This window comes from Anabaena sp. 90 (assembly GCF_000312705.1).
Lineage (GTDB): Bacteria > Cyanobacteriota > Cyanobacteriia > Cyanobacteriales > Nostocaceae > Dolichospermum > Dolichospermum lemmermannii.
In genome coordinates, this window is the sequence record NC_019427.1 from 2,368,937 (window position 1) to 2,391,686 (window position 22,750).

Consider the following 22,750-nt stretch of genomic DNA (forward strand, 5'->3'; position numbering starts at 1 on the left):
TCTGATAGTGTTTCTTTGGGCAAAGTCTTGTCAAAATTAAACCCCCCACAAAAAGCAGAGGGAATAATCAAACCTTACACCTTAGGTTTAAAAGTCGAAGCAACGTGCAACTCTTTCAATTGTTTTGCGTCTACACTTGCAGGAGCATCTGTTAACAAACAACGAGCTTGTTGAGTCTTGGGAAAAGCAATCACATCACGAATTGATTCTTCTCCAGATAACAACATTACCAAACGGTCTACACCGTAAGCAATACCACCATGGGGAGGAGTTCCATATTCAAAAGCTTCTAACAAAAAGCCGAATTTACTTTGTGCTTCTTCCGTTGATAAACCAATAGCTGAAAACACCTGTTCTTGAACTTCTCGCTGATAAATTCGCAAACTTCCCCCACCAACTTCAAACCCATTTAAAACCAAATCATAAGCTTGAGCGCGGGCGGTTTTTAAATCATTGATATCATCAGGATGAGGCGCTGTAAATGGGTGATGTAATGCTTCTAAACGTTTTTCATCAGCATTCCATTCAAACATGGGGAATTCTGTCACCCACAGGAAGTTAATTTTGTCTTTCTCAATTAACTTAAATTCCTTAGCCACAAATTGACGGATTCTGTCTAAAGTCTTATTAACGGTGTTTGTATCAGCAGCCGCAAATAATAACAAATGTCCAGCTTTTGCACCTGTTCTTGTTAAAATTTCCTGCTTTTGTTCCGGTGTCAAATTATCTTTAATTGCGCCAATGGTGTCAATTTCGCCATTTTCCCGCACGCGGATATATGCTAAACCTTTCGCACCTGCTTCTGCGGCTTCTCGGAAAATATCTCCACCTGGTTTAATGCGAACATTAGAAATTGCATCGTTACCGTTAGGAATGGGGAGAATTTTAACAATCCCACCGTTAGCAACAGCTTCTCGAAAAACTTTAAAACCGGAATCTTTTAAAACGTCAGAAACATCAACTAATTCTAAACCGTAACGGGTATCTGGTTTATCGCTTCCGTAACGGTTCATAGCTTCCGCGTAAGGAAGACGAGGAAAAGGACGAGGTAAATCAATTCCTTTAACGGTTTTGAAAATATGACAAACTAACTTTTCGTTAAGTTCGATAATTTCATCTTCAGACATGAAACTCATTTCCATGTCTAATTGAGTAAACTCCGGTTGTCTATCAGCCCGTAGATCTTCATCTCGAAAACATCGCGCAATTTGATAGTATCTATCCATGCCTGATACCATCAATAATTGTTTGAAAAGTTGGGGAGATTGCGGTAAAGCAAACCATTCACCCTCATTCACGCGACTGGGAAGAATATAATCTCGCGCCCCTTCGGGAGTAGAACGGGTGAGAATGGGGGTTTCAATTTCAATAAAACCTTCTAAGTCTTCCAGGTAGCGCCGCATGGCTTTGATGACTTGATGACGCAATTGCATATTTTGCGCCATGCGTTCCCGTCGTAAGTCCAAATAACGATATTTTAACCGCAAGTCTTCCCTGACTGTTTCCGTGTCTGCGGTGGAAACTTGGAAAGGTAATTGTTTACGGACGGCGTTGAGTAGTTCTATTTTATCCGCATAGATTTCCACTTCGCCAGTAGGAAGTCGAGGATTTAGAGATTCTGGAGGACGTTGGGTAACTCTACCGGTGATAGCTACAACATATTCATTTCTGAGTGCGTTAGCCTGTTCATAGGAGTCTGGGGTGCGCTGGGGGTCGCTGACGATTTGGACAATACCAGAGCGATCGCGCAAATCTAAGAATATCACACCACCGTGATCGCGGCGACGGTCTACCCATCCGTAAAAGGTAACAGTTTCACCAATATGTTCTTTTCGGAGTTCGCCGCAATAGTGAGTTCGCATAGTTGTTAGTTCTTTGGTTCCGGGCTAGGTTGGGTAAATGTCAAGGCTTCCCCATTATCTAGCATTAACATTCATTGTAGTCATTTTCGGTGAAGAAAAATCAGCAAAAATCCTCAACTGGTTATTTTCAGTCTTTATCTCTGGCATAGGTAGTAATAAGCAATTTTCACAAAATTTAACATAATTTGACTAAAACCTGGAATAATACTCGCAAATAAGTGTACAATTTAACAGATAATCTCTTGCGGATGTGATTATGCCACCAGACTACAGCGGTCAAAATCTTCAGGGACGCTCTTTTAAAGGTCAAGACCTGACAGGTGCGAACTTTAGTCAAGCTGATATTAGAGGAGTAGATTTTACCAACGCTACCCTTAAAGGTGCTGATTTTACAGGCACTAAGGCTGGACTACAAGGACGTTGGATAATTGGGTTACTAATAATTACGTTGTTACTGTCAGCGCTATCAGGGTTCTTTTCCACGGTTTCTGCTGTATTGTTATCCTCTGCTTTAAGTAAAAATATAATCGCTGGTATAGTCGCACTCATTACATTAGCTATTTTTTGTATCATTACTGCTCGTAAAGGTTTATTGGCAGGTTTAGGAATGGTCGCCGTCGCCTTTGGTGTCGTAGCAGTTTCGGCTGTTACCTCGGCTTCACCCATACAAGGAATTTCAATGGGATTACTTGTTTTGGCTTTTACTGGTGTAGTCACCTGTTCTGTAACCTTCACGTTTGTCTTCTCCTTCGCTTTCACCTTTATTTTTGCCATTTTCTTTACCATTTTCTTTGCCTTGATCTTTGCTGTTATATTGAAACACTGTTTTGTATTTCCCGTCGCTGTAGTTTTTGTAATTTTTAGTGCTTATATCGGCTGGCGTAGTTTAAAGGGAGACGAAAGAGATCCTTGGATTCGCTCTTATGCTATTGCTTTTGCTGCAACAGGAGGCACAAGTTTTTATGGTGCTGATTTAACTGACGCTGATTTTACTGGTGCAATCCTGAAAAACACGGATTTCAGAAAAGCAAATCTAACGCGCACTCGTTTTTATGAGGCCAAAAAACTCGATTTTGCTAGACCGGGAAATACCATATTAAGTAACCCTGCTGTTCTCAATTTGCTTATTACTTTAAATGGTAGAAATAAATCTTATATTGGTGCTAACCTCAGAGGTGCAAACCTAATAGGTGGAGACTTGAAAGAAGCTAATTTTAAAAATGCTGATATTATAGAAGCCACCTTTCAAGAAGCTAATTTAGAATGGGCAAATCTGACTCTTACTCAAGCCATTGGTACTAATTTCACCAAAGCTCAAATGACAGGTGCTTGTGTGGAAGCTTGGAATATTGAAAGTACAACGATATTAGATCATGTAGATTGTCGTTTTGTCTATCTTTTAGAAGATCCCAAACCGGGAACAGATAACCGGGAACGTCGTCCGAGTAGTGGAGAATTTCAACCAGGAGAATTTACTAAATTATTTGAAGAGGTTTTAAATACTGTTGATTTAATTTTCCGTAATGGTATTGACTGGAAGGCTTTTATTACTGCTTTCAAAAAAGTGCAAGTTGAAAATCAAGATACAGAATTAGTTATCCAAAGTATTGAAAATAAAGGTGATGGGGTAGTTGTTGTTAAAGTTGCTGTTCCTGAGAATGCGAATAAAGAAAAGATTCACAGCGATTTTACTGAAAATTATCAATTAGCATTAGCAGCAGTTGAAGAAAAATATAAATCACTTTTACAAGCAAAGGATGAGCGAATAGACGATCATAAACAGCAAATAAAAGATATTAAACAATTTTACTCAGAACTTGTTAATATAAGTAAGTCATTAGCAGATCAACAGACAAGTATTGAAAACAAGATTATACAGGAGATTAACAACGTGAATAATGATTCTAGCCGTAAAATTGAAATTGGTAATATCGGTAGAGATTTTAACGCCAGTGGACAAGCTTTGAATTTAGGTGAAATCAGTGGTACAGTCATAAATACTATTAATGAATTAGCAACAGCACCCGAACCCGATAAACCAGGAATTAAAGAATTATTGACACAATTAAAAACCGCAATTGAAACTGATACTGATTTAACAGCAAAAGACAAAGAAAAGGCCTTAAAACAAGTCAAATCTTTAGCAGAAGCCGCCCAAAATCCTCAAGAAAAACAGGATTTAGCAGATACAGCAATCACAATGTTAAAAGGAACAATTGCTAATTTACCAACGGCGGCCAAATTAGTTGAAGAATGTGGTAAGTTATTACCGTTAATTGCTGGTTTTTTAGGTTTAAGTTAGAAACCCATTTTTTAGCCTAAAAGATTGATTATATAGCGGCTATACAAACAAAGTCCTTCCAAGAGGAATTTAACCCACGAAGGTGGGTTTTGTCTGTGTAGACGCGGTTTCTAACCGCCTAGTTTGTATAATTCTAGCGGGCAAGATGCCCGCACCACAAAGTTCAAGTAAATTATGGTTATCAAATTTAGCTGCGTAACAGCTTATGATAAGAAAGAAATCTTTTAACCTGCGTAGGCAGATTTTGCCCGTGTAGACGCGGTTTCCAACCGCCCAAAAATGCCTTAAACCCCAGTCGTTGCTGAAATATCAATTAACCAGCGAACTGTTTGCGGGAAAATAATTACAATTAACAAGACAATAAACTGTAAAACCATAAAAGGAATCGCACTTTTATGAATATCCAATGTACTCACTTCTTTAGGGGCAACACTTTGTAAATAAAACAAAGAAAATCCCACAGGTGGAGAAATAAATGCGGTTTGTAAATTCACTGCCATAACCACACCAAACCACACCATATCAATATTTAAAGCTTGGGCTGCTGGTACTAATAAAGGCATAGCAATAAAGCAAATTTCAATAAATTCTAAAAAAGCTCCCAAAATAAAAATCACGATATTACTAACAATTAAAAACCCCCAATATCCTCCAGGTAAACCTACTAATAAATTAGTAATCAGAGTTTTGCCACCCAAAGCATCAAACACCAAACTAAACATCGAAGAACAGAATAAAATCATCACAACTAAAGCTGTAATTACTGCGGTAGAATGAGCAGCATCACGAATTAATTGTGGTGTGAGACGTTTATTAAAAGCGGCGAGAATAGAAGCCCCAACAGCACCTACAGCCCCCGCTTCTGTGGGAGTGGCTACACCAAAGAATATACTTCCTAACACTGCAAAAATTAAAATAATCGGCGGAACAACAGCTTTGAAAACTTGTTTAATTAATTGAGTCCCTTGAGGAATTACCACATCATCAGGAATCATTGGGACTTTTTCCGGTTGAAAAAAAGCTAGTCCTAAAATATAGAGAATATAAGCACCAGATAACATTAATCCGGGAATTAATGCCCCTAAAAATAAATCTCCCACAGAAACACCAATTTGATCACTGAGAATCACTAAAACTAAACTGGGAGGAATTAACTGGGCTAAAGTACCAGAAGCAATAATAACTCCTGAAGCTAATTTTTTATCATAGCCATAGCGTAACATTAACGGTAATGATAACATTCCCATGACAATTACTGTGGCGGCTACGACTCCAGTTGTGGCTGCTAAAACAGTTCCCACTAAAACAACTGCTAAAGCTAATCCTCCCCGGACACGACTTAAAATAATGCCGATAGTTTCTAATAATTCTTCTGCTAATCCTGACTTTTCTAGAACTGCACCCAGAAAGACAAAGAAGGGAATAGCAAGTAAGGTAAAGTTGGACATTGTGCCAAACCAACTATTAGGTAATAGGAGGAGACGCGCCGGATTAAAAGCCCCAACTGCTGTACCAATAAGTCCAAAAACAATGGCTGTGCCGGCAAAGGAAAAAGCGACAGGAAAGCCACTCATAAGAATAAAGAAAAAGCCGACAAACATTAAAATTGCTAACCATTCAAAACCCATATTTTCTCCTATTCAATATTGATATTTTCTGAAGTTTCTAAACGAATTTGTTCCGCTACTTGTTGATAGCCTAATAATACTGCTAAATACTTAATTGCTTGAGAAATACTTTGCAAAAGCAGCAGTAATAAGGCTATAGGAACCATAGTTTTGATTGGGGCGCGGGGTAAACCATTAGCGTCAGAAGATATTTCCCAAGTTCCCCAACTACCGTCACTTAATCTGCCCCAAGATTGTAAAACCGGATTGATTGTTACCCAAATACCAAGTAGACAAAAGGGAATTAAAAATAAAACTGTTCCCACAAAATCAACTAAGGCGCGTTTTTTTTCACTCATATTAGTATAGAGAAAATCAACGCGGACATTTTCCCCATGACGTAAAATATAAACGAAGCCGAATAAGAATGTGAGAGAGAATAAATACCATTGCAGTTCTAATAAGGCATTAGAAGACAATTGTACGCCAATGAAGCGACCCATATAACGGGCGACAACATTAAAAAAACCAACTCCAATTGTTAGTAAAACTAGCCAATTCGATAACCATCCCAATTTATCAGCACCATTGTCAATAAACTGCGAAAATTTTAAGAGTTTACGAATTAAAGAAAATCTGCTTGAGTCACGCATAGAACATAATAAATTAAAGGTAAGACTTGAGAATACAGTCAGCCAGTCAGCCAGGGAATAAATTCCCTGTCTAATAGCTCAAGTCTGTTAAAACAGACTCAGAAATTTTCCCAGTGTTTAGTCATCTAAAAATGACTTTTACCTCGTTTCCAGTCTCTGACTGGGAATGACTTAACGGAGGCTCTGCCTTTGCTGTTATTGAAGGCAGAGCCTTCTGGAATTCGTTCCCATACTCTGTATGGGAACGAGAAAAACTTTAGTGAATTTTTACTATTAATTCATCAATTGTTCCACCTCCAAAATATCTAAATTTGTCAATTGTGCCACTTGTTCTATAGACATTCCATTCTGTAACAAATTAATGGCAACTGCCCTTAATTGCAATTCAGCTTGTTCTGCCCTTTGTTGTGCAATTCCTACCATTTCTTGAGAAGTGGGAAATAATTCACCGTCCAAAGTTGCCCAGCGTAACCAAGTGGCATCAACGCCTCTATAATTACCTTCCCAACGTACCAAAGCTAAATCTAAAACTTTACTTATCAGTTGGTTTTTATCATTTAGAGCAATCTGTTGATATGCACCACTGTTAAGATCAAAACCTGCAAAATCATCTGGGTTAAACGGGTCATACCAAAAATATTCAGAAACGCGCATTTGATTTTGATAAATCAATTTTTTCTGATTTTTATCATTATTAGATGTGCTTTCTGAAAGTAATTCAATTACTACATCTGGGGGTTTTCCTTCTTCCCAAACTACCCAAGACAATCGTTCTGTTTTCGGTACACCCAAAACAGCAAAGAAATCTGGACCTCGAAAATCTTGATTTTTCAATTGTGCTAAACTGTAGTAGACAAACATATTGCCACCTACGTATCCATCAGTCCTTTGCTCTAACCAAGGCTGAATGGTATCAATTAAAATATCCATTTGGAATTTATGTCTTTGTGTCTCCATGGGGATACCATCATCACAAGGAAGTTCTGCCTGGGTGGGTGGCAGTTTAATGCTAGGTTCAGCTAAAACAGTTTCTAACATAGCCGTTAAATTTAGTTAGAAATTACTTAATATTTTTATACTAATCGGAAATGATCAGCAATTGGCAAAATTATAAGAAATAATAAGTTTTCAGTGTATTAACACAATCAAATCAAACATGATATTGTAGTGAAATCCTCCAGTTAGTCAATAATAGTAACTTTTATGAAACGCCGAGCTATTGTTAACAGATTATCTCAAAGTGCGATCGCTGCCACAGGAGTAGCAATTATTGGTGGTTGTCAAAAAGCTCAAAATAAAACAGCAACCGCTCAAACCGACACCAGTAATCTACCGACAATAAAATGGCAAATGGCGACAAGTTGGCCATTGTCCTTAGAAACTATATTTGGTGGAGCGCAGGTATTAGCAGAACGTGTCAAAGTTCTCACTAACGGTAAATTTATTATCGAACCCCGTGCGGCTGGAGAAATAGCCCCCGGTTTAGAAGTTCTGAATGTGGTTTCCCAAGGTGCTGTACAAGCTGGACATACTGCCGCTTATTACTATATTGGTAAAAGTCCTGCCCTCGCTTTTGGTACATCAGTACCATTTGGACTCAATGCCCAACAACAAAACGCTTGGTTATATGAAGGCGGAGGTTTAACCAAACTGCGAGAAATCTATGCCAGTAAATTTAATGTGATTCAATTTCCTGCGGGAAATACGGGGACACAAATGGGGGGATGGTTTCGCAACGAAGTGAAAACCCTCAATGATCTCAAAGGCCTAAAAATGCGAATTCCCGGTTTAGGAGGGCAAGTTATGGCTAAATTAGGCGTAACTGTGCAGACTCTTCCAGGGGGGGAAATCTTTCAAGCTTTACAAACAGGGGCTATTGATGCGGCAGAATGGGTAGGCCCCTATGATGATGAAAAACTGGGTTTAAATAAAGTCGCTAAATTTTACTATTATCCAGGTTGGTGGGAACCAGGTCCAACTTTAGAAGTACAAGTGAATTTAGACGAATGGAAAAAGCTACCACCGCAATACCAAGCAGCATTAGAAACTGCTGCATTTCAGTCGAATACAACAATGTTAGCTCGTTATGATGTCCGCAATAATGAGTCCTTAGAGAAACTATTAAAAACGGGTACTCAACTACGTGCTTATAGTCAGGAAATTTTGGAAGCTGCGGAAAAAGCCTCTTTTGCTTTATATGATGAGTTTGCAGCTAAAGACGCTGATTTTAAAGCCGTTTATGAACAGTGGAAACCCTTTAGAGATCGGATGTATGCGTGGAACAATCTCAATGAAGGCAGTTTTGTTCGTTATGCTTATGGAAAGATGAAAGCAGGGAATTGAGAATTTCCTAAATTATAATGTAGAGACGTTTCATGAAACGTCTCTATCGAAGTTGTGAAATACATACAAGTGGCATTTTGTCAAAAAAAATTAGATGCGTTTCCCCTGAGTATAGAGAAGTTGCTAAAAAATTATCTAGGCTGGGATGTGATGAAGGAGATGAAAATAAAAGTCATTATTCACAAAGAAGAAGCAGGTTACTGGGCAGAAGTTCCTGCTATTCCCGGTTGTGCTACCCAGGGAGATACTTTTGAAGAATTACTACAAAATTTATATGAAGCCGTTGAAGGTTGCTTACTCGTTAATGTTGATTCATTAGAATTTGATTAGAAGATGATATTAAAATTTTTCTATATTTTGTGCCTTAATCTAAAACTTGACACGCTACGAACAAAGAGAAATTTTATTGAATTCTATCTAACCACTGTTTTGGGTTGCGTTTTGCATGGAAGCAAGCAAATATAAAAACAGTATCTTGGTCAAAAATGTAGAGAATTACATAAGGAAATCGGCGGATTAATACTCTTCTTACCTGTTTATAGGTAACTTGGTAAGCAAGGGGTTGTCTTCCAATTCCAGACAGACAAGCATCAACAGCACGAACAAATTCCGAACCTAAACCCGGATTTTGGGATTCGTATATTCAAAAGCATTTTGGATATCGTATTCTGCTTCTGGCTGAATAATTAGGTTATAGTTCATTGGGAAAATCCTAACCGTTTCTTAACATCTTCCCAACTAGAACCATTTGTAGGGTTTTTTTTATAATTTTCTAACCGTCGCTCTAATTCTTGTTGTTGTGCTTGACTCAAGGGAAGTTCTTCTTGCTGTTCTAAGATGCTGTCCCATAAATCTTCAGCAAGTTGGATACGTTCGGCAATGCTGAGTTCAGAAATATCAAATTTTAAGAGGGGATGGAGACTCATGAGTATAGAGTGAGGGGTGAGATTTTATCTATTTTATAACATTGGGGCTTTTGAATCTTGTAGGGAAAATTTCTGTATATGAATGAGGAATATGCTGAAAAGACTATACTTACGTAGAAGATCAGGTAGTTGTGTGGACTAATTTTGTATAATAGCTGTATATTGATGATCTACAGAAAAAAGATTTAGTTATAATGCCGAAGGTACTTATTATCCCACACTACCATTATGAGAGTGAATTTGAAAACTTTCTGAATGAGGCAAACTCAACCCAATCAGACTTCAAATTCTATCTTCTGCCTCCAGAAGGTGGGAGCGAGTCACCCTTAAAAAAGCCGATTGCTGATTATCTTGAAATTTTGAACTTTCTGGATTCTCAGAAAAAACAAATGGGATTAAATGCAGATGATCTTCTAATTGCTTTATATGATGGTGTAATCACTGCTTTAGATCATGGTTTCGTCAATTTGTTCATAGCCGGAGCAAACGCAGAAGATTCTTATCCGTGTACGGCTACTATTTCTCTACAATTTATATCATGGGGTATTCTTGAGCAGAAATATGATTACTCTCTTCAACGCCATGCTTTATTTCATCTTGTAATTTGTGCTTTGCTTGGTGCATACACTAAAGTTAAAGCTCATTATCAAACTCATGGATGTCTTCTTGATTTCAATAATCAACTTATTGATTTTAATCGTAAACTTCAGATGGGTTATTATTTATGCTCTGTTAATCAGAGTAATTGTTATAATACTGTCAAGGCTGAACGGTATGGAAATTCAATCATAAGACTATGCACAGTTATAAAAAATGGCATTGATCAAAAAAAGCTGGAAGTTATTATTAAGGAGTTAGTTATGGGTGATAAATTTGAAAATGTTAGTAATTCCACAATTGTTAGCCGTTCACAGGTAGATAATGCTTTTAATAGCAGTACCTCTGAACCGAAGAAAACTCTTGCAGAAACTGCTGCTGAAATTCAAGAACTTTTGAAACAGCTTGAAAAAAGGAATCCGACTGCAACTGAACCAGAACAGGTTGCTTACATTAACATTGCAAGCAAACCGGATCTAAAAAGACGTGCAATTGCTGCATTAAAGGAAGCAGGAGATACGGCAATTGACGAGTTCATTTTAGAGAATAAATATCTCAAAGTTGTGAAAGCAGTTGTGAAGGGTTGGTTACAGTAGAGTAATTAAAAAATGGTAGTTGCGATCGCCTGTGAGATTCCTGAAAGCGATCGCTATCCTTCTGTTTTGCGTAAGTCCTGTATTTATATAATGTAAAATGCTATAATTAAACAAGTGTAACTTATTCTTCTTCTGAAAATATGGAAACAATTGCCATTAAAGTTGATGCTGAAATAGCCAAAGCTTATCAAGAAGCAGCACCACAAAAACAGCAAAAAATTCAGACCATTATTAACGATTTGCTCAAATCAATTATTCAAGATAAATCCCTAGATGACATTATTCAAGAAATGCAAGAACAAGCTCAAGACAGAGGGTTAACTCAAGAAATTTTAGATGAGATTCTTCAGAATGGATGAATTACGTTTCGTTATTGATACAAATATTCTAGTGAGTGCAGTCTTGATTAAATCATCTGTTCCTGATGTGGCATTAAAAAAAGCCAAGAATTTAGGAACAATGTTATTTTCAGAGGCAACTTTTCAAGAACTACAAGAAATTCTCAATCGCTCAAAATTCGATAAATATATTTCTTTGAGTATTCGTACTCAGTTCTTAGCCAAATTAAAACTTGAATCAGAAGGAGTGGAAATAGTCAAGATTATTAAAGAATGTAGAGATCCAAAGGATGACAAATTTCTAGAAGTTGCTATTAATGGTCATGCAACTCATATTATTACAGGAGATAAAGATTTATTAGAACTTCATCCATTTAGAGGAGTTGATATTATTACAGCTACCCAATTTTTAGAAATTTTTTCATAAAATGGAGAATAAAACCAAAGTTTCGTAACTTAGGAGATATTGACTAAAACCTTATTTTCTTCTTTGCGCCTTTGCTCCTTAGCGACTTTGCGCGAAACAATATTTAATATTCTAGGTAAATATGAATAACTTGATTAATGGTGGGTAAGATAACCCACCCTGCAAAGTATTTTATCCTTACTGTCGCGCCATAATAGTCCGCATTTCAGCTTCCCGATCTTGAATCAAATCACCACTAACATCCACCATCACACTATAAATCTTACCCGTAAACTTAAAAGGCGGTTCATAATCCGGTGTAACAGGCGCACCAGGGGCAATTCCACAGGTGACACCACTGGTCAAACCTAATGCTAAAGGAGTAGTTACAGGCACATCAATTTGCCCGACCAAATTCTCATCAATATACAATTGGCCGCGTCCTGGCGTTCCTTTTCCCTTGGCTAAATCTGGTTGTCCCGTGACCTTAAACTCAAAGCGCAACTGGTGACGACCTACCGGCACAGATGACCCAGATTCAACATGATACAGCGATCGCCCCACATAATTATGAACCCAGTGCAGTTTACCACTTTGGACATAGAAAGAATAGCCACTATCATTACCTCCGTGTGCCAGTAATATCCCTTCCGCGCCACCTGGGGGAATCTCCACATCAGCCGTAATACTGTGGGGACGATTTAACACCCTCACCGCACTACCGGCGGGAATCGCTTGAGTATCAGGATAGTAAACATAGCGGCTACGATTGACAGCAATTTGCGGGCGTTCTTCCGCGAATCGTTGCACGCCACGTCCATCCACAGGCAACACATTATACTTGCCAGCCTCAATATACCAAGTGGCAATCATCTCTATTAACTTAGGACGATTATCAGCCGCAATATTGTGATTTTCCGCAAAATCTGAGGCAACGTGATACAGTTCCCAATGATGAGTATCCAAATCCGTCAAAGTTTCCGCCGAAATTGCCTCCCCAAAAAACTGCCCCGCTTCCGTAAATGAAGGCCCCGGCCAAGGACAAACCGCCCGCCAACCATCATAGTAAAGAGAACGATGTCCCATCATCTCGAAATACTGGGTAATATGCTTAGTAGGTGCGGTACTATGATTAAAAGTATGGGCAAAACTGACACCTTCAATGGGAGATTGAGTCACACCCTTAATCGTTGTCGGTGGTGCAATTTCCAGTAATTCTAGCACCGTCGGTACAAGGTCAATAGCATGAGCGTACTGAGTCCGAATTTCCCCTTTAGCCTCAATACCCTGACTCCAATGCACAATTAAAGGGTCGCTGATTCCCCCTCGATAGGTTTCCCGTTTCCACCGCCGGAAAGGTGTATTCCCTGCCCAAGTCCAGCCCCAAGCATAATGGTTAAAAGTTTCGGCACTGCCTAATTTATCCAATGCTTTGAGATTTTCCTCTAGGGATTCTGGCACATTGTTAAAAAAGAGGTTTTCATTTACTGAACCGGTTGGTCCCCCTTCGGAACTTGCACCATTGTCTGAAATCACCATAATGACGGTATTCTCGAACTCACCGATAGATTTAAGAAAATCGAGTAAACGACCGATATGATAGTCAGTATGGGTTAAAAAACCAGCATATACTTCCATCATCCGGGCATAAAGCCGTTTTTCTGCGGCTGAGAGAGTATCCCAGTGCGGGACATCGGGATCATGACGAGAAAGTTCGGCATCTGCGGGAACAATCCCCATTTCTTGCTGACGGGCAAAAACCTTTTTTCTGTAAGCTTCCCAACCATCATCAAATTGTCCAGCATAGGCATCAGCCCATTCTTTGGGGACATGATGGGGGGCGTGCATTGCCCCTGGACAAAAATACATGAAAAAAGGCTTATTTGGGGCAACCTGCTTGGCATCAGCGATAAAGCTAATGGCTTTGTCTGCTAAATCTTCTGTTAAATGGTAGCCTTCTGCGGGGGTCTTTTCTGGCTTAACGGTGTGGTTATCATAAACCAAGTCTGGATAATACTGGTGGGTTTCTCCGCCCAAAAAGCCATAAAAACGCTCAAATCCACGACCGAGAGGCCAGCGATCATAGGGGCCTGCGGCTGAAAGTTGGTCTGAGGGGGTTAAATGCCATTTTCCTAACGAGTATGTGTTATAACCCTTCTGGAGTAATATCTCTGAGAGAAACCCATTTTCAAAGGGAATATTCCCATTACCTCCGGGATAACCTGTAGAACCTTCTGTAATGCAGGACATGGCGTTAGAATGGTGATTGCGCCCAGTCAGAAGGCAAGAACGGGTGGGAGAACACAGTGCCGTTGTGTGTAAGTTGTTGTAGCGTAAACCATTGGCGGCTAGTGTGTCTAGGTTGGGTGTTTTGATGGGACTTCCGTAACTTCCAAATTGTCCAAAACCTGTATCATCAAAGACGATAAATAGGACGTTTGGTGTATTTTCTTTTGCCCGCAATGGTTCTGGCCAAGCTGGACTGGATTTATCAACTGTCCGACCGATGACTCCAGGGAAGGTAGTTCCGGGTTTGTATTCACGCAGAGACATAAATCTGACCTCTTGAGAATATTTAATTTTTAACAAAAGCCCCGAAATTCTATATCCTCTTTAGGAGGGGTTAATTGATAAATTTATGGACTGAATTACCATACCAAGAAAACTAATTAAGGGACTTCCAGTAAATAAATTATCCTATCCCAATAAATGAATGAATAAACGAACCACAGAGGCACAGAGAACACAGAGAGAGAAGAAATAGAGAGGGTTTTTGGCAAAAAGGGCTATTTAGTTATGAAAAACACGACTCAATTAACTCAGCTAGAATTTATTTTACTAAAATTAGTTGAGAAAGGAAAAGGTCAATGGAGTTGGTATGAATTAGCGAATGCGCTTTCCCGTCAAGATGTTCCGAGAGAACCTGACATGATGGAAGTTTTAAAAAATCTTGCCCATCGGGGATTAGTCAACCGTTCTGTAGAGCAAGATTCACCACGCGATCGCTGGGAATTAACGTTAGAAGGAATTGTCGTTTTAGAGGCGTGTAAACTAGGCAATATTAGCCATTAATCTGACTGCGGGTCTATCGGCACAAGTTGGCAAGCGAAAACAACTCATTGGCAATGTGACAATCGCCACAGTATTGCCAAGCATATCGAAAAACTCAACGCTGTAGCCTGTTTCTATTCCGGGAACATCATGTTGTTCAACTACTGTGCCAATATCTCCAGCATATACATTGTCTTCGGCAAGATCACGCAATAAGATTACATCTGAGTAAAGAGTGAAATTCATTGCAGCCTCCAATATTGCTTGCTAATCAGGAAATAAAGTGATCAATCGCGGAAAGTCTGTACCTGTATCTATTTGCCAGACTGTCTTAACAAGGAGTGGCCTGTTAATAGGGGTAAGCAGATTTGCGCTCACTTCATATCTTGTACCCAATACTATTGCCAAAATAAGAGCCTTGATAATTTTTGGCAAAAACGGCAAAAATAATCATATATAAGCGTTTCGATGAAAAGGTAGTTTAGAATCTAAAACCCTTATCCTACCGTCAATACATTTAAAAAATCCTTGTCGGAAACCTTTAAGGAATTTTTAGGGGTGATTGTTTTTGCCAAGCAAGAGCGAGGAACGGGAGTTCATGGTTAAAGCATTATCATCTCACCCTCGTAATTTGACTAAGGTATTGGTACCATAAGCAGTTTCTTTAATTAGATTAACATCTACAGTTAGATGAAACTTACGGATATCTGATTCTAGCTGCTGCCAGTTATCGGGAGAATAGCCAAATTGGAGTAGTAATTTCGCTTTTGTCCCACCACGTTTATGTTCAGTATTCAGTAAATACTCAGTCAGCTTGGATGGTTCGATTACTGCGCGATCGCTATTTGGGATTTTCATCGGAAGCATTCTCCTTAATTTTACTGGAGACTGCCCTTGAAGAGAGTTAACTGCAAAAGAAAAATTGAGAAGCGAATTTTGTAGATTTGCAACTCTGGTTTTTCGCGCATTACAACTCAATCACAAATTACCACCATAAAAATTGGTAAATCGTGACCAGCACTAAAAAACTGTATGTACTTACAATACAGTGATTGAGTGTTTCTTCAAGGCGCAGCCTTAAAGTTAGGTTGTGAATGCTACGAATTGACCATTGCTGCTGCTTCCTTAAAATCCTTTTGCAATCCTTACATTGCAAACTCCCCACCCTTTTTACATCTGTTTTACCTTTGTTTTACCTTTGTTTTACCTTTTTGGTGTGGAAGCACACGCAAAGAATTCGAGCGTCGAGCGTGAATGAAACTAGGGTGGGAAAAAAGGAGTAAGTTAAATATAACACAAATTTTTTGGCAATGTCTAACAATTCTCTAGCGGGGTTATCCTATTCCTAAACTCAATGGCAGAAAATAGCCAACACATTTTGGCCAAACGATGGTACTAATGACAAAATATCAGCCTGAAAAATTCTCATCCTTATATCGTAATAAGGAGAGAAAATAGAAGGGGAAGTAGTACCACCGTGAAATCAAAAGTCAAAAATTCATTGCCCGAATTACCACACCAATAAAACTAACTAAGCCAATTACAAGTAAAGCCACTCCGATAATTTCCGCACTGTGAGAAGTTTCGTAGGTATAGCGATCGCTTTGAATTTGTTTAAGTAACTTACGGTGTTCTCTCAACCCTAAAACCATTCCCAACATTCCCGTAACAATAAAAGACAGTCCCACAATTACCGAAAATCTGACTGGGTTCAGGTGATGACTCAGACGAGTATTTTCGATCGCTCTGACAATGGTGGGAATACCAAAGCCAAAACCAATTAACGATAAACAGGTGCGTATCCACGCCATTAATGTGCGATCTGCTGCTGCTCGACTGCGGTATTTAGCTAGTTCTGTCCGATCTTCGGCTAAATCGTTGGTAGACAATTGTTCAGGTGTTTCTGATTTGATAAGTGGCTGATTCATTGTGTTAGGATGTGCCTGTAAATTACCTCTGAATAATTACTTTTATTGTTGTTTATTGAGTTCTTGATTCAGAAAATAATTGAGGAAAGTTCTAATTAAGGCAACAATTCCTAGTTTTCCTAGAGACTCAAATGTTGAATGGTAGGTTGTAGACAGAATATCTGCTCCTAATTGAAATTCTAATGCCAGCACTAGCCAAATGCCAAAGTTGAGCCGGATTTGCAGAAATCGGTTTTGACTATGATGATGATTTAGAGAAATCGCTATTTTTCCGCTTTTTAATACACCCAATAAAATACAAAAAACAGAAATTAATTCTAGTAAGAATTTGAGCAAAGTCACAACAAATGATAACCCGCTCTCTAGCTGTTCAAATAATGCCATAATTTAGCTTTTTTCACGCTCCAGACATAGAGATTAATTACAATAGCCTTAGTAAATCAAAGTATTAAATTGGAAAATATCAAATCTCAAACTTTGCGTCTTTGCTCCTTTGTGTCTTTGCGCGAAACATAATTTATACCGCCATTATGTAACGGAAAAAACCGCATTTAGCTAGGTTGTTGATCTAATTTGCGTTTATTCCAAATTGAGTAAAAACTACCTAGAAATGCTCCTAAAATTACATAAGCTATGAGTGTGGGAATTACCTTTTGTTCCACGTTATTCAAAATAGCGATAAACAAGGCTAAACCAACATTACGAGCAATACAGGAAATTGCTAAAATCGGTCGTGTATCATCATTGTTACCTCCTAAACTGTGTCCTATTGCTAAGGAGGCAATTACCATGATGGTAATAACAACCATTGGTAATCCCCAAACTTTGAAAAATAGGGGAATCCCTAAAATACCAGCCAAAACAACCAGTACGAAAAAAAGACTATTAGCCATAAAATTTAAAGGTTGAGCGATATTTTCGACAAATTTAGGTACAAACTTTTGCAGCAACAGACCGATACTGACAGGCAATAACTGTACCATGATCACTTGTCGGGTAACTTCTAAAATTGTCACTTTTTCTGAAATATTCTCAAATAGGGTGACAAAAATTTCCAAGGTAATAGGAGTAACGCAGACTGCAAGTATAGCGAGGGTTAGCTGAAAACTCGCTGAGTAGGAAAATCTACATCCAGCCATTTGCGCTCGTTTTGTGGTCAGAGGCGCACCTGGAGAAGCCGCTAACAAGGCTAATCCTGTCATTACTTCTGGGGGTAAGTTAAACAGTTTTAGCAGGACAATAACCACTAGAGGAACTAGCACCACAACGGCTAAAAGCGCACGGAATAGTAAAGCAGGTTTTCGCCATAGGGAAAGCATTTCTTCAAAACAGAGATTGCTTCCTATGGCTAACATCAAAGAAAAAATCGTGATTTTAACGAAAATCAACAGTAAAGGATGGTGCATAGCTGGAAATTGAACCTCTTTCCTCTGCGTCCTCTGTGCCTCTGTGGTTCGATAAATTACTTCTTAAACCGCAGAGGAAAAAAAGATATTTTTCGGGTCACTTGTTAACTACTATTGAACAAATAATATCTCTTAACCCAACTTTGTATTACTATCCCTGGTCATAGATATCTCCGAAATATTTATTGTGATAATTTCTACTCAAGCGGATAAAAGAATTACATAAAAAATCCTTAATTTCTCATTGCTGAAGATAATAATCAAATCTAGTTCGCAATTGTTCTATTGTTAAATCTTGCGTCCAATATTCTATTAAAGCATGACCAAAAGCCCAAGCATTACGACCTGGTGTAGATGGGTTTTCTAACAACAATGGCCATAGAGATAATAAATCAAAGTTGCGGGATTTGGAATTGTCTATATTTAATAGGGGAAAAAGTTCATAAGCCATTTGTAATTTGCCAATTACTATGGGTAATTGTTCAATGGGTATTTGTTCTGCGAGTAAATGAGCAAGAGTAGGAGAACCTGTTGATAATGTGGAAATAAATTGCAAAACGGGACTTTTTAGTAATGCAGCAATTCCTTGGGTAGTTGTCATCTGAAATGTGTAATGCTCAATAATATTAGCTGCTGCTGTGGTGCGAGTTTCTAAATTCCGTAAAAAGCGAGTTAGTCGTAATTGTTTAGCCGGATCTATTGCTGCTAATAATCCTGAAGATAAGGCTTCTATATTCCAATCATTGCGATTAGTTTTTGGGTCATTTGTAACGACTGGTAAAACTAAATTAGCAAAATTTCCTAATAGGTGTTGGCGATATTTTGTCGCTTCTCGAATAGAAATATCTTTTGGTTTTTCTCCGTTTTCCCAATCATAAGGAGGTTGCCATTCACGGATAGGACGTAAACGATCTACTTGAGTTACAATGGTAATAATCGGTAAATCTGCCACTTCTGATTTGACATCTTGGAGAAAATCTACATCCATTTGTAAAGCTGGATCTAGTGCTGGAGTAACTAATAATAATAAATCAGCATTAATAGCATAATCAATGACTAAATCTCGCAAATCTTCCCGTTTTACCTGTTCATAACCGGGAGTATCCCAAAGGTTGAGAGTTTCCCCATTTTCTGTTTCCCAATGATAATTTTGAATTGTATCTGTACTGGGTAAAACATCAACCGCAGCCAATTCATTTTGAAAAAGAGTATTAATTAAACTACTTTTACCTGCACCTGTGCGCCCAATAATGAGAATATTTACGGGTTTTTGGGCAACGATTTCCGGGGGTTCAGCTTGGGTGAGAATGTCCCGCAGGGTTTGGGTTTTAACTTGGGGTAGGGTGGGGATAGGTAATTCAATTTTAGTTCCTGCATAGAGAGCGATAGCTTGTTTACATAAGTTCCGCAAAGCTGCTTCTCTTAATAGTTGACTCAAGTTTATTAATAATTCCTGAGAAGCGCGATTTCCCCTGCCTTCACTAGCTTTTTTTGCCACCGCAGTAAGAGGATTTAATACCCATTGCGCCCAATTCCAAACTTTCCATAATTTACGGGCAGATGGTTCTAATTTACGATAAACTTCATAGGTTTGATAAGCTTGGCCAACGGTAACTTGATTGAGAACAGGAGATAATTTTTGCATCCATTGATCCATATCATCTACTGTACCCCGAATTAAACCGTAAACTTGGGGAATATAAATATTTAAAAGCGGATATTTAACTTGAGGATTATAAATATGAGAAATTGCTACCACTAAATCTTGACATCTTCGCCAAAAAGTTTGCCAATCTTCCCAAATAGGTAAATCATTTGCGGCTGCGGTGAGAATATTTTGTAATGCGGTTTCTACTGCTTTAGTCCTATCTGTTTCGATGACTAAATTATTCTCTGTGGTAGTTTCTAATTCTTCTCGAACTTCTGCAAAAACAGCTTCAATTTGATTTATTGCCGGTTTAGTCCAGCGTACCAGCAACCACCGCCAACCGACAAATACAAATGTAAATAAAGCCCAAATCCAACTTAATCCCCAAGCGTGAATTTGCGTTCCTGCGGAAATGAGAAGGAAGGAGATAATTACCGCAATTGGTGAAACTAAGATTATCCATTGCCAGGGTTTTAAACGGATCATTGTTTGATAACTTTTTGGGTTGTGGATGTTGGATTAGTAATTTATTACTTATTTTACCAGGGAAATTTACCAGGAAAATAACACTCACGGTAGGTGATAAAAATTTAGGGGCAACTTCCCTCTGGTTGCTTTCCTCCATAGAAAACAATCATAAGGCTGTTACCCCTAGATATTGTGAAAAAAGTGAATATTTCTCAATTCATTATTCCGCAGTTACCAATTCAGTGCTACCTTTTGTCCGTTTCCGAGTCATGGCATTGTAAACCATGATGCCAATGGCTTTAATCAAATTACCTTCCAACTCTTGGAACATCTTCATGTTCACACCAAAAGCGGCATTTGCTTCTTCAGTAATGCGATCGCCTGTAGTATCATCAATAGGCATAGCATCTAAATTGGCTCTATACTTAGCCTTAAATGCCTTCTCATCGGTAATATCTGCAAATTCATAAAAAGCAGTTCCTTCACCTTCACCCAATTTCATCGCCGTTTGGGCAATATTTTTGAGGATTTGTCCCCCGGATAAATCACCTAGATAACGGGTATAGGAATGAGCAATTAATAATTCTGGTTCAGTCGCAGAAATTTCCCGAATCCGGTTTACATAAGCCGCACCCGCAGCAGATAATTTGATTTCCTCTCGCCAATTGTAACCATAGTAGTAAGTTAAGTCTTGCTCCAAGGTATGCTTGCGGTTAAGTTCAGGAAAGTAAATTTTGCTCAAAATTTGGTGATGCTTGTGTTTTTCCATTTCCTCTTCCATAGCGGAGTAAATGAAGTAAAAGTTAGCAACCAACTTGCGGTAGGAGTTTTTTTCCACAACTCCCTTCAAAAAACACTTGACAAAACCCACGTTTTCTGCCATTGTGTGTGCTTTCTTTGTACCCACGCGTAATTTGCTTGCTAAATTGCTGCTCATATTAAAATTCTCAACTGTAAAAAAATTAACTGTGAAAGTTTTCTGTCCGTAATGGTGAAAAAACCCCATTAAAACGTAAGATTAAAACTATTTGATGAGAATTTATATTAAAAATAATTAAGCAATGAGTTCCTTTGGCATTTTATTAACGTCAAGAATGATGGAAGAAAGTGCTATTCTCCTGTGTGATTGTGTGGAGTTTTTAAATTTATGGTTTCATCAATGGCTCGAACTCAAGGCTGCATTTCCGAAGTTGAAAATAGTGGGATGTTCAATTCCATACCACTGCCAACCAACGCTTTATTTGGTACAGATGGCATTCGCGGCAAGGTGGGAGACTTACTGAATGCACCTTTGGCTTTACAAGTGGGTTTTTGGGCGGGAATTGTCCTCCGTAATTATGCCACTGATCTAGGACCAATTATCCTGGGACAAGACTCCAGAAACTCCAGTGATATGTTAGCCATGGCTTTGAGTGCTGGGTTAACCGCTGCTGGTTTAGAAGTGTGGTATTTGGGATTATGCCCCACACCTTGTGTAGCCTATCTGGCCAGCATCACCAATGCCATTGGGGGAATCATGATTTCCGCCAGCCACAATCCCCCAGAAGACAATGGAATTAAGATCTTTGATGCCCAGGGTGGAAAGTTATCTAAAGCCCTACAAGGCGAAATTGAGGCGGGATTACGAGGTCAATTATCCCCCGATTTGAACATAAATAATTGCGGCAGACATTATTCACGAACAGAGTTAATTAAAACATATAGCCAGTCTATCCAAACACCTTTAGCATCTGGACTGACTCTCCAAGGCATGAAGATTGTTTTAGATTTAGCTTGGGGTGCAGCGGTGGGTTTAGCACCTGCGGTATTTACAGAAATGGGTGCGGAGGTCATTTGTTTACATAATGAAGCTGATGGCGATCGCATTAATGTCAATTGCGGTTCTACACATTTGGATATTCTCCAAGCCGCTGTAGTCGCCAATCAAGCCGATATGGGTTTTGCTTTTGACGGCGATGCAGATCGGGTTTTAGCTGTGGATAATACGGGCAGATCCGTTAATGGTGATTACATTCTTTACCTTTGGGGTCGCCATTTACAACAAAAACAACAACTCCCAGATAATCTAATAGTTTCCACTGTTATGGCTAATTTAGGCTTTGAAAGAGCTTGGGAACAAATAGGTGGTAAATTAATTCGTACCGCTGTTGGTGATCAATATGTGCAAGCGGAAATGCAGAAAACTGGGGGAATGTTGGGAGGAGAACAATCGGGACATATCCTGTGTAGTCATTATGCCATGACGGGGGATGGCTTATTAACAGCCTTGCATATTGCAGCGGTAGTGAAAGAGGCTAATCTTTCCTTGGGAGAAATGGTAGATCAAAGTTTCCAAACCTATCCCCAAATCTTACGGAATGTGCGAGTATTAGATCGGGAACGACGGTTAGGATGGGAAAGTTGTCAACCTGTGCAACAAGCGATCGCTATTGCCGAAGTAGCAATGGGTGATCATGGTAGAATCCTAGTTCGGGCTTCGGGAACAGAACCCGTAATTAGAGTTATGGTAGAGGCCGCTAATGCTGAACTTGTCCACCATTGGACAAATGAATTAGTTGCAAAAGTTGAACAACACCTGGCTTAAACTTAAAATTTTGTTGCAAACCGCGACAGCCCGAT

Annotated in this window: 22 protein-coding genes and 1 pseudogene; 8 read left to right on the forward strand and 15 right to left on the reverse strand. The window is 38.9% G+C overall.

The features are described 5' to 3' along the window. Positions 1-74: 74 nt before the first annotated feature. Positions 75-1,862, reverse strand: a complete 1,788-nt coding sequence (gene aspS / locus ANA_RS10365; protein WP_015080017.1) for an aspartate--tRNA ligase — start codon at positions 1,860-1,862, stop codon at positions 75-77. 256 nt (positions 1,863-2,118) lie between these two features. Between aspS and ANA_RS10370 the strand changes: the two genes are divergently transcribed. Continuing rightward, positions 2,119-4,164, forward strand: coding sequence for a pentapeptide repeat-containing protein (locus tag ANA_RS10370; protein ID WP_015080018.1), 2,046 nt, complete (start codon positions 2,119-2,121; stop codon positions 4,162-4,164). A 284-nt stretch (positions 4,165-4,448) separates the two neighbouring features. Here ANA_RS10370 and ANA_RS10375 read toward each other — a convergent pair whose 3' ends face one another. The 3 genes from ANA_RS10375 to ANA_RS10385 form a co-directional block, all read right to left on the reverse strand. Next, positions 4,449-5,792, reverse strand: a complete 1,344-nt coding sequence (locus ANA_RS10375; protein ID WP_015080019.1) for a TRAP transporter large permease — start codon at positions 5,790-5,792, stop codon at positions 4,449-4,451. An 8-nt stretch (positions 5,793-5,800) separates the two neighbouring features. Next, the gene (locus tag ANA_RS10380; protein WP_051155174.1) at positions 5,801-6,424 is read right to left on the reverse strand and encodes a TRAP transporter small permease subunit; all 624 of its coding nucleotides are present in this window, start codon (positions 6,422-6,424) and stop codon (positions 5,801-5,803) included. 273 nt (positions 6,425-6,697) lie between these two features. After that, the gene (locus ANA_RS10385) at positions 6,698-7,462 is read right to left on the reverse strand and encodes a Uma2 family endonuclease (protein ID WP_015080021.1); all 765 of its coding nucleotides are present in this window, start codon (positions 7,460-7,462) and stop codon (positions 6,698-6,700) included. Positions 7,463-7,627: 165 nt separating this feature from the next. Between ANA_RS10385 and dctP the strand changes: the two genes are divergently transcribed. Then, positions 7,628-8,767, forward strand: coding sequence for a TRAP transporter substrate-binding protein DctP (gene dctP, locus ANA_RS10390; protein ID WP_015080022.1), 1,140 nt, complete (start codon positions 7,628-7,630; stop codon positions 8,765-8,767). A gap of 54 nt (positions 8,768-8,821) precedes the next feature. Next, positions 8,822-9,097, forward strand: coding sequence for a type II toxin-antitoxin system HicB family antitoxin (locus tag ANA_RS28525; protein ID WP_371260333.1), 276 nt, complete (start codon positions 8,822-8,824; stop codon positions 9,095-9,097). Positions 9,098-9,170: 73 nt separating this feature from the next. Here ANA_RS28525 and ANA_RS10400 read toward each other — a convergent pair. Further along, a pseudogene (locus tag ANA_RS10400) lies at positions 9,171-9,469 on the reverse strand (type II toxin-antitoxin system RelE/ParE family toxin). Next, a complete protein-coding gene (locus tag ANA_RS10405) occupies positions 9,466-9,693 on the reverse strand; it encodes an addiction module protein (protein ID WP_015080025.1) in 228 nt (75 codons plus the stop codon). Before ANA_RS10405 ends, ANA_RS10400 begins: the two are co-directional and overlap by 4 nt. Positions 9,694-9,887: 194 nt before the next feature. Here ANA_RS10405 and ANA_RS27605 point away from each other — a divergent pair, with 194 nt between their 5' ends. The 3 genes from ANA_RS27605 (at position 9,888) to ANA_RS10420 (ending at position 11,651) form a co-directional block, all read left to right on the forward strand. Continuing rightward, complete coding sequence (locus ANA_RS27605) at positions 9,888-10,886, forward strand: hypothetical protein (protein ID WP_015080026.1); 999 nt, start codon at positions 9,888-9,890, stop codon at positions 10,884-10,886. 140 nt (positions 10,887-11,026) lie between these two features. Continuing rightward, on the forward strand, positions 11,027-11,245 hold the full coding sequence (locus tag ANA_RS10415) for a hypothetical protein (protein WP_015080027.1): 219 nt from the start codon (positions 11,027-11,029) through the stop codon (positions 11,243-11,245). Beyond that, positions 11,223-11,651 carry a putative toxin-antitoxin system toxin component, PIN family gene (locus ANA_RS10420; protein ID WP_235081796.1) on the forward strand — a complete coding sequence of 143 codons (429 nt, stop codon included), beginning with the start codon at positions 11,223-11,225 and terminating at the stop codon, positions 11,649-11,651. Before ANA_RS10415 ends, ANA_RS10420 begins: the two co-directional genes overlap by 23 nt. Positions 11,652-11,828: 177 nt before the next feature. On the opposite strand, the gene ANA_RS10425 is transcribed toward ANA_RS10420, so the two are convergent. Beyond that, positions 11,829-14,183 (reverse strand): arylsulfatase, encoded by a 2,355-nt coding sequence (locus ANA_RS10425; RefSeq protein ID WP_015080029.1) that lies wholly within the window; start codon positions 14,181-14,183, stop codon positions 11,829-11,831. Positions 14,184-14,426: 243 nt separating this feature from the next. On the opposite strand from ANA_RS10425, the gene ANA_RS10430 reads away from it, so the two are divergent. Continuing rightward, positions 14,427-14,702 (forward strand): hypothetical protein, encoded by a 276-nt coding sequence (locus ANA_RS10430; protein WP_015080030.1) that lies wholly within the window; start codon positions 14,427-14,429, stop codon positions 14,700-14,702. Here the strand turns inward: ANA_RS10430 and ANA_RS10435 are convergent. The 8 genes from ANA_RS10435 to ANA_RS10465 all read right to left on the reverse strand — a co-directional run bounded on the left by ANA_RS10435 (position 14,682) and on the right by ANA_RS10465 (position 21,068). After that, positions 14,682-14,927: a DUF4926 domain-containing protein gene (locus ANA_RS10435; RefSeq protein ID WP_015080031.1), complete on the reverse strand. Its 246-nt coding sequence runs from the start codon at positions 14,925-14,927 to the stop codon at positions 14,682-14,684. The genes ANA_RS10430 and ANA_RS10435 overlap by 21 nt on opposite strands. A 21-nt stretch (positions 14,928-14,948) precedes the next feature. Next, entirely contained in the window at positions 14,949-15,059 is a 111-nt protein-coding gene (locus tag ANA_RS28530) for a hypothetical protein (protein WP_371260403.1), read from the reverse strand. Positions 15,060-15,299: 240 nt separating this feature from the next. Next, on the reverse strand, positions 15,300-15,539 hold the full coding sequence (locus ANA_RS10440; protein ID WP_083881455.1) for a DUF6883 domain-containing protein: 240 nt from the start codon (positions 15,537-15,539) through the stop codon (positions 15,300-15,302). A gap of 632 nt (positions 15,540-16,171) precedes the next feature. Then, positions 16,172-16,609 carry a YidH family protein gene (locus ANA_RS10445; protein WP_015080032.1) on the reverse strand — a complete coding sequence of 146 codons (438 nt, stop codon included), beginning with the start codon at positions 16,607-16,609 and terminating at the stop codon, positions 16,172-16,174. 42 nt (positions 16,610-16,651) lie between these two features. Next, on the reverse strand, positions 16,652-16,993 hold the full coding sequence (locus ANA_RS10450; protein ID WP_015080033.1) for a DUF1622 domain-containing protein: 342 nt from the start codon (positions 16,991-16,993) through the stop codon (positions 16,652-16,654). Between the two features lie 167 nt (positions 16,994-17,160). Next, positions 17,161-18,015 (reverse strand): bile acid:sodium symporter family protein, encoded by an 855-nt coding sequence (locus tag ANA_RS10455; RefSeq protein WP_015080034.1) that lies wholly within the window; start codon positions 18,013-18,015, stop codon positions 17,161-17,163. A gap of 241 nt (positions 18,016-18,256) precedes the next feature. Continuing rightward, a complete protein-coding gene (locus ANA_RS10460) occupies positions 18,257-20,149 on the reverse strand; it encodes a GTPase family protein (RefSeq protein WP_015080035.1) in 1,893 nt (630 codons plus the stop codon). A gap of 202 nt (positions 20,150-20,351) precedes the next feature. Continuing rightward, positions 20,352-21,068 carry a biliverdin-producing heme oxygenase gene (locus tag ANA_RS10465; RefSeq protein ID WP_015080036.1) on the reverse strand — a complete coding sequence of 239 codons (717 nt, stop codon included), beginning with the start codon at positions 21,066-21,068 and terminating at the stop codon, positions 20,352-20,354. Positions 21,069-21,278: 210 nt separating this feature from the next. Between ANA_RS10465 and glmM the strand changes: the two genes are divergently transcribed. Beyond that, positions 21,279-22,715 carry a phosphoglucosamine mutase gene (glmM, locus tag ANA_RS10470; RefSeq protein WP_015080037.1) on the forward strand — a complete coding sequence of 479 codons (1,437 nt, stop codon included), beginning with the start codon at positions 21,279-21,281 and terminating at the stop codon, positions 22,713-22,715. The last annotated feature ends 35 nt before the right edge of the window (positions 22,716-22,750 follow it).

Coding starts and splice junctions, on each gene's coding strand:
- aspS (WP_015080017.1), bottom strand. CDS start 1,862: ATGCGAACTCACTATTGCGGCGAACTCCGAAAAGAACATATTGGTGAA.
- ANA_RS10370 (WP_015080018.1), top strand. CDS start 2,119: ATGCCACCAGACTACAGCGGTCAAAATCTTCAGGGACGCTCTTTTAAA.
- ANA_RS10375 (WP_015080019.1), bottom strand. CDS start 5,792: ATGGGTTTTGAATGGTTAGCAATTTTAATGTTTGTCGGCTTTTTCTTT.
- ANA_RS10380 (WP_051155174.1), bottom strand. CDS start 6,424: ATGCGTGACTCAAGCAGATTTTCTTTAATTCGTAAACTCTTAAAATTT.
- ANA_RS10385 (WP_015080021.1), bottom strand. CDS start 7,462: ATGTTAGAAACTGTTTTAGCTGAACCTAGCATTAAACTGCCACCCACC.
- dctP (WP_015080022.1), top strand. CDS start 7,628: ATGAAACGCCGAGCTATTGTTAACAGATTATCTCAAAGTGCGATCGCT.
- ANA_RS10405 (WP_015080025.1), bottom strand. CDS start 9,693: ATGAGTCTCCATCCCCTCTTAAAATTTGATATTTCTGAACTCAGCATT.
- ANA_RS27605 (WP_015080026.1), top strand. CDS start 9,888: ATGCCGAAGGTACTTATTATCCCACACTACCATTATGAGAGTGAATTT.
- ANA_RS10415 (WP_015080027.1), top strand. CDS start 11,027: ATGGAAACAATTGCCATTAAAGTTGATGCTGAAATAGCCAAAGCTTAT.
- ANA_RS10420 (WP_235081796.1), top strand. CDS start 11,223: ATGAGATTCTTCAGAATGGATGAATTACGTTTCGTTATTGATACAAAT.
- ANA_RS10425 (WP_015080029.1), bottom strand. CDS start 14,183: ATGTCTCTGCGTGAATACAAACCCGGAACTACCTTCCCTGGAGTCATC.
- ANA_RS10430 (WP_015080030.1), top strand. CDS start 14,427: ATGAAAAACACGACTCAATTAACTCAGCTAGAATTTATTTTACTAAAA.
- ANA_RS10435 (WP_015080031.1), bottom strand. CDS start 14,927: ATGAATTTCACTCTTTACTCAGATGTAATCTTATTGCGTGATCTTGCC.
- ANA_RS10440 (WP_083881455.1), bottom strand. CDS start 15,539: ATGAAAATCCCAAATAGCGATCGCGCAGTAATCGAACCATCCAAGCTG.
- ANA_RS10445 (WP_015080032.1), bottom strand. CDS start 16,609: ATGAATCAGCCACTTATCAAATCAGAAACACCTGAACAATTGTCTACC.
- ANA_RS10450 (WP_015080033.1), bottom strand. CDS start 16,993: ATGGCATTATTTGAACAGCTAGAGAGCGGGTTATCATTTGTTGTGACT.
- ANA_RS10455 (WP_015080034.1), bottom strand. CDS start 18,015: ATGCACCATCCTTTACTGTTGATTTTCGTTAAAATCACGATTTTTTCT.
- ANA_RS10460 (WP_015080035.1), bottom strand. CDS start 20,149: ATGATCCGTTTAAAACCCTGGCAATGGATAATCTTAGTTTCACCAATT.
- ANA_RS10465 (WP_015080036.1), bottom strand. CDS start 21,068: ATGAGCAGCAATTTAGCAAGCAAATTACGCGTGGGTACAAAGAAAGCA.
- glmM (WP_015080037.1), top strand. CDS start 21,279: ATGGTTTCATCAATGGCTCGAACTCAAGGCTGCATTTCCGAAGTTGAA.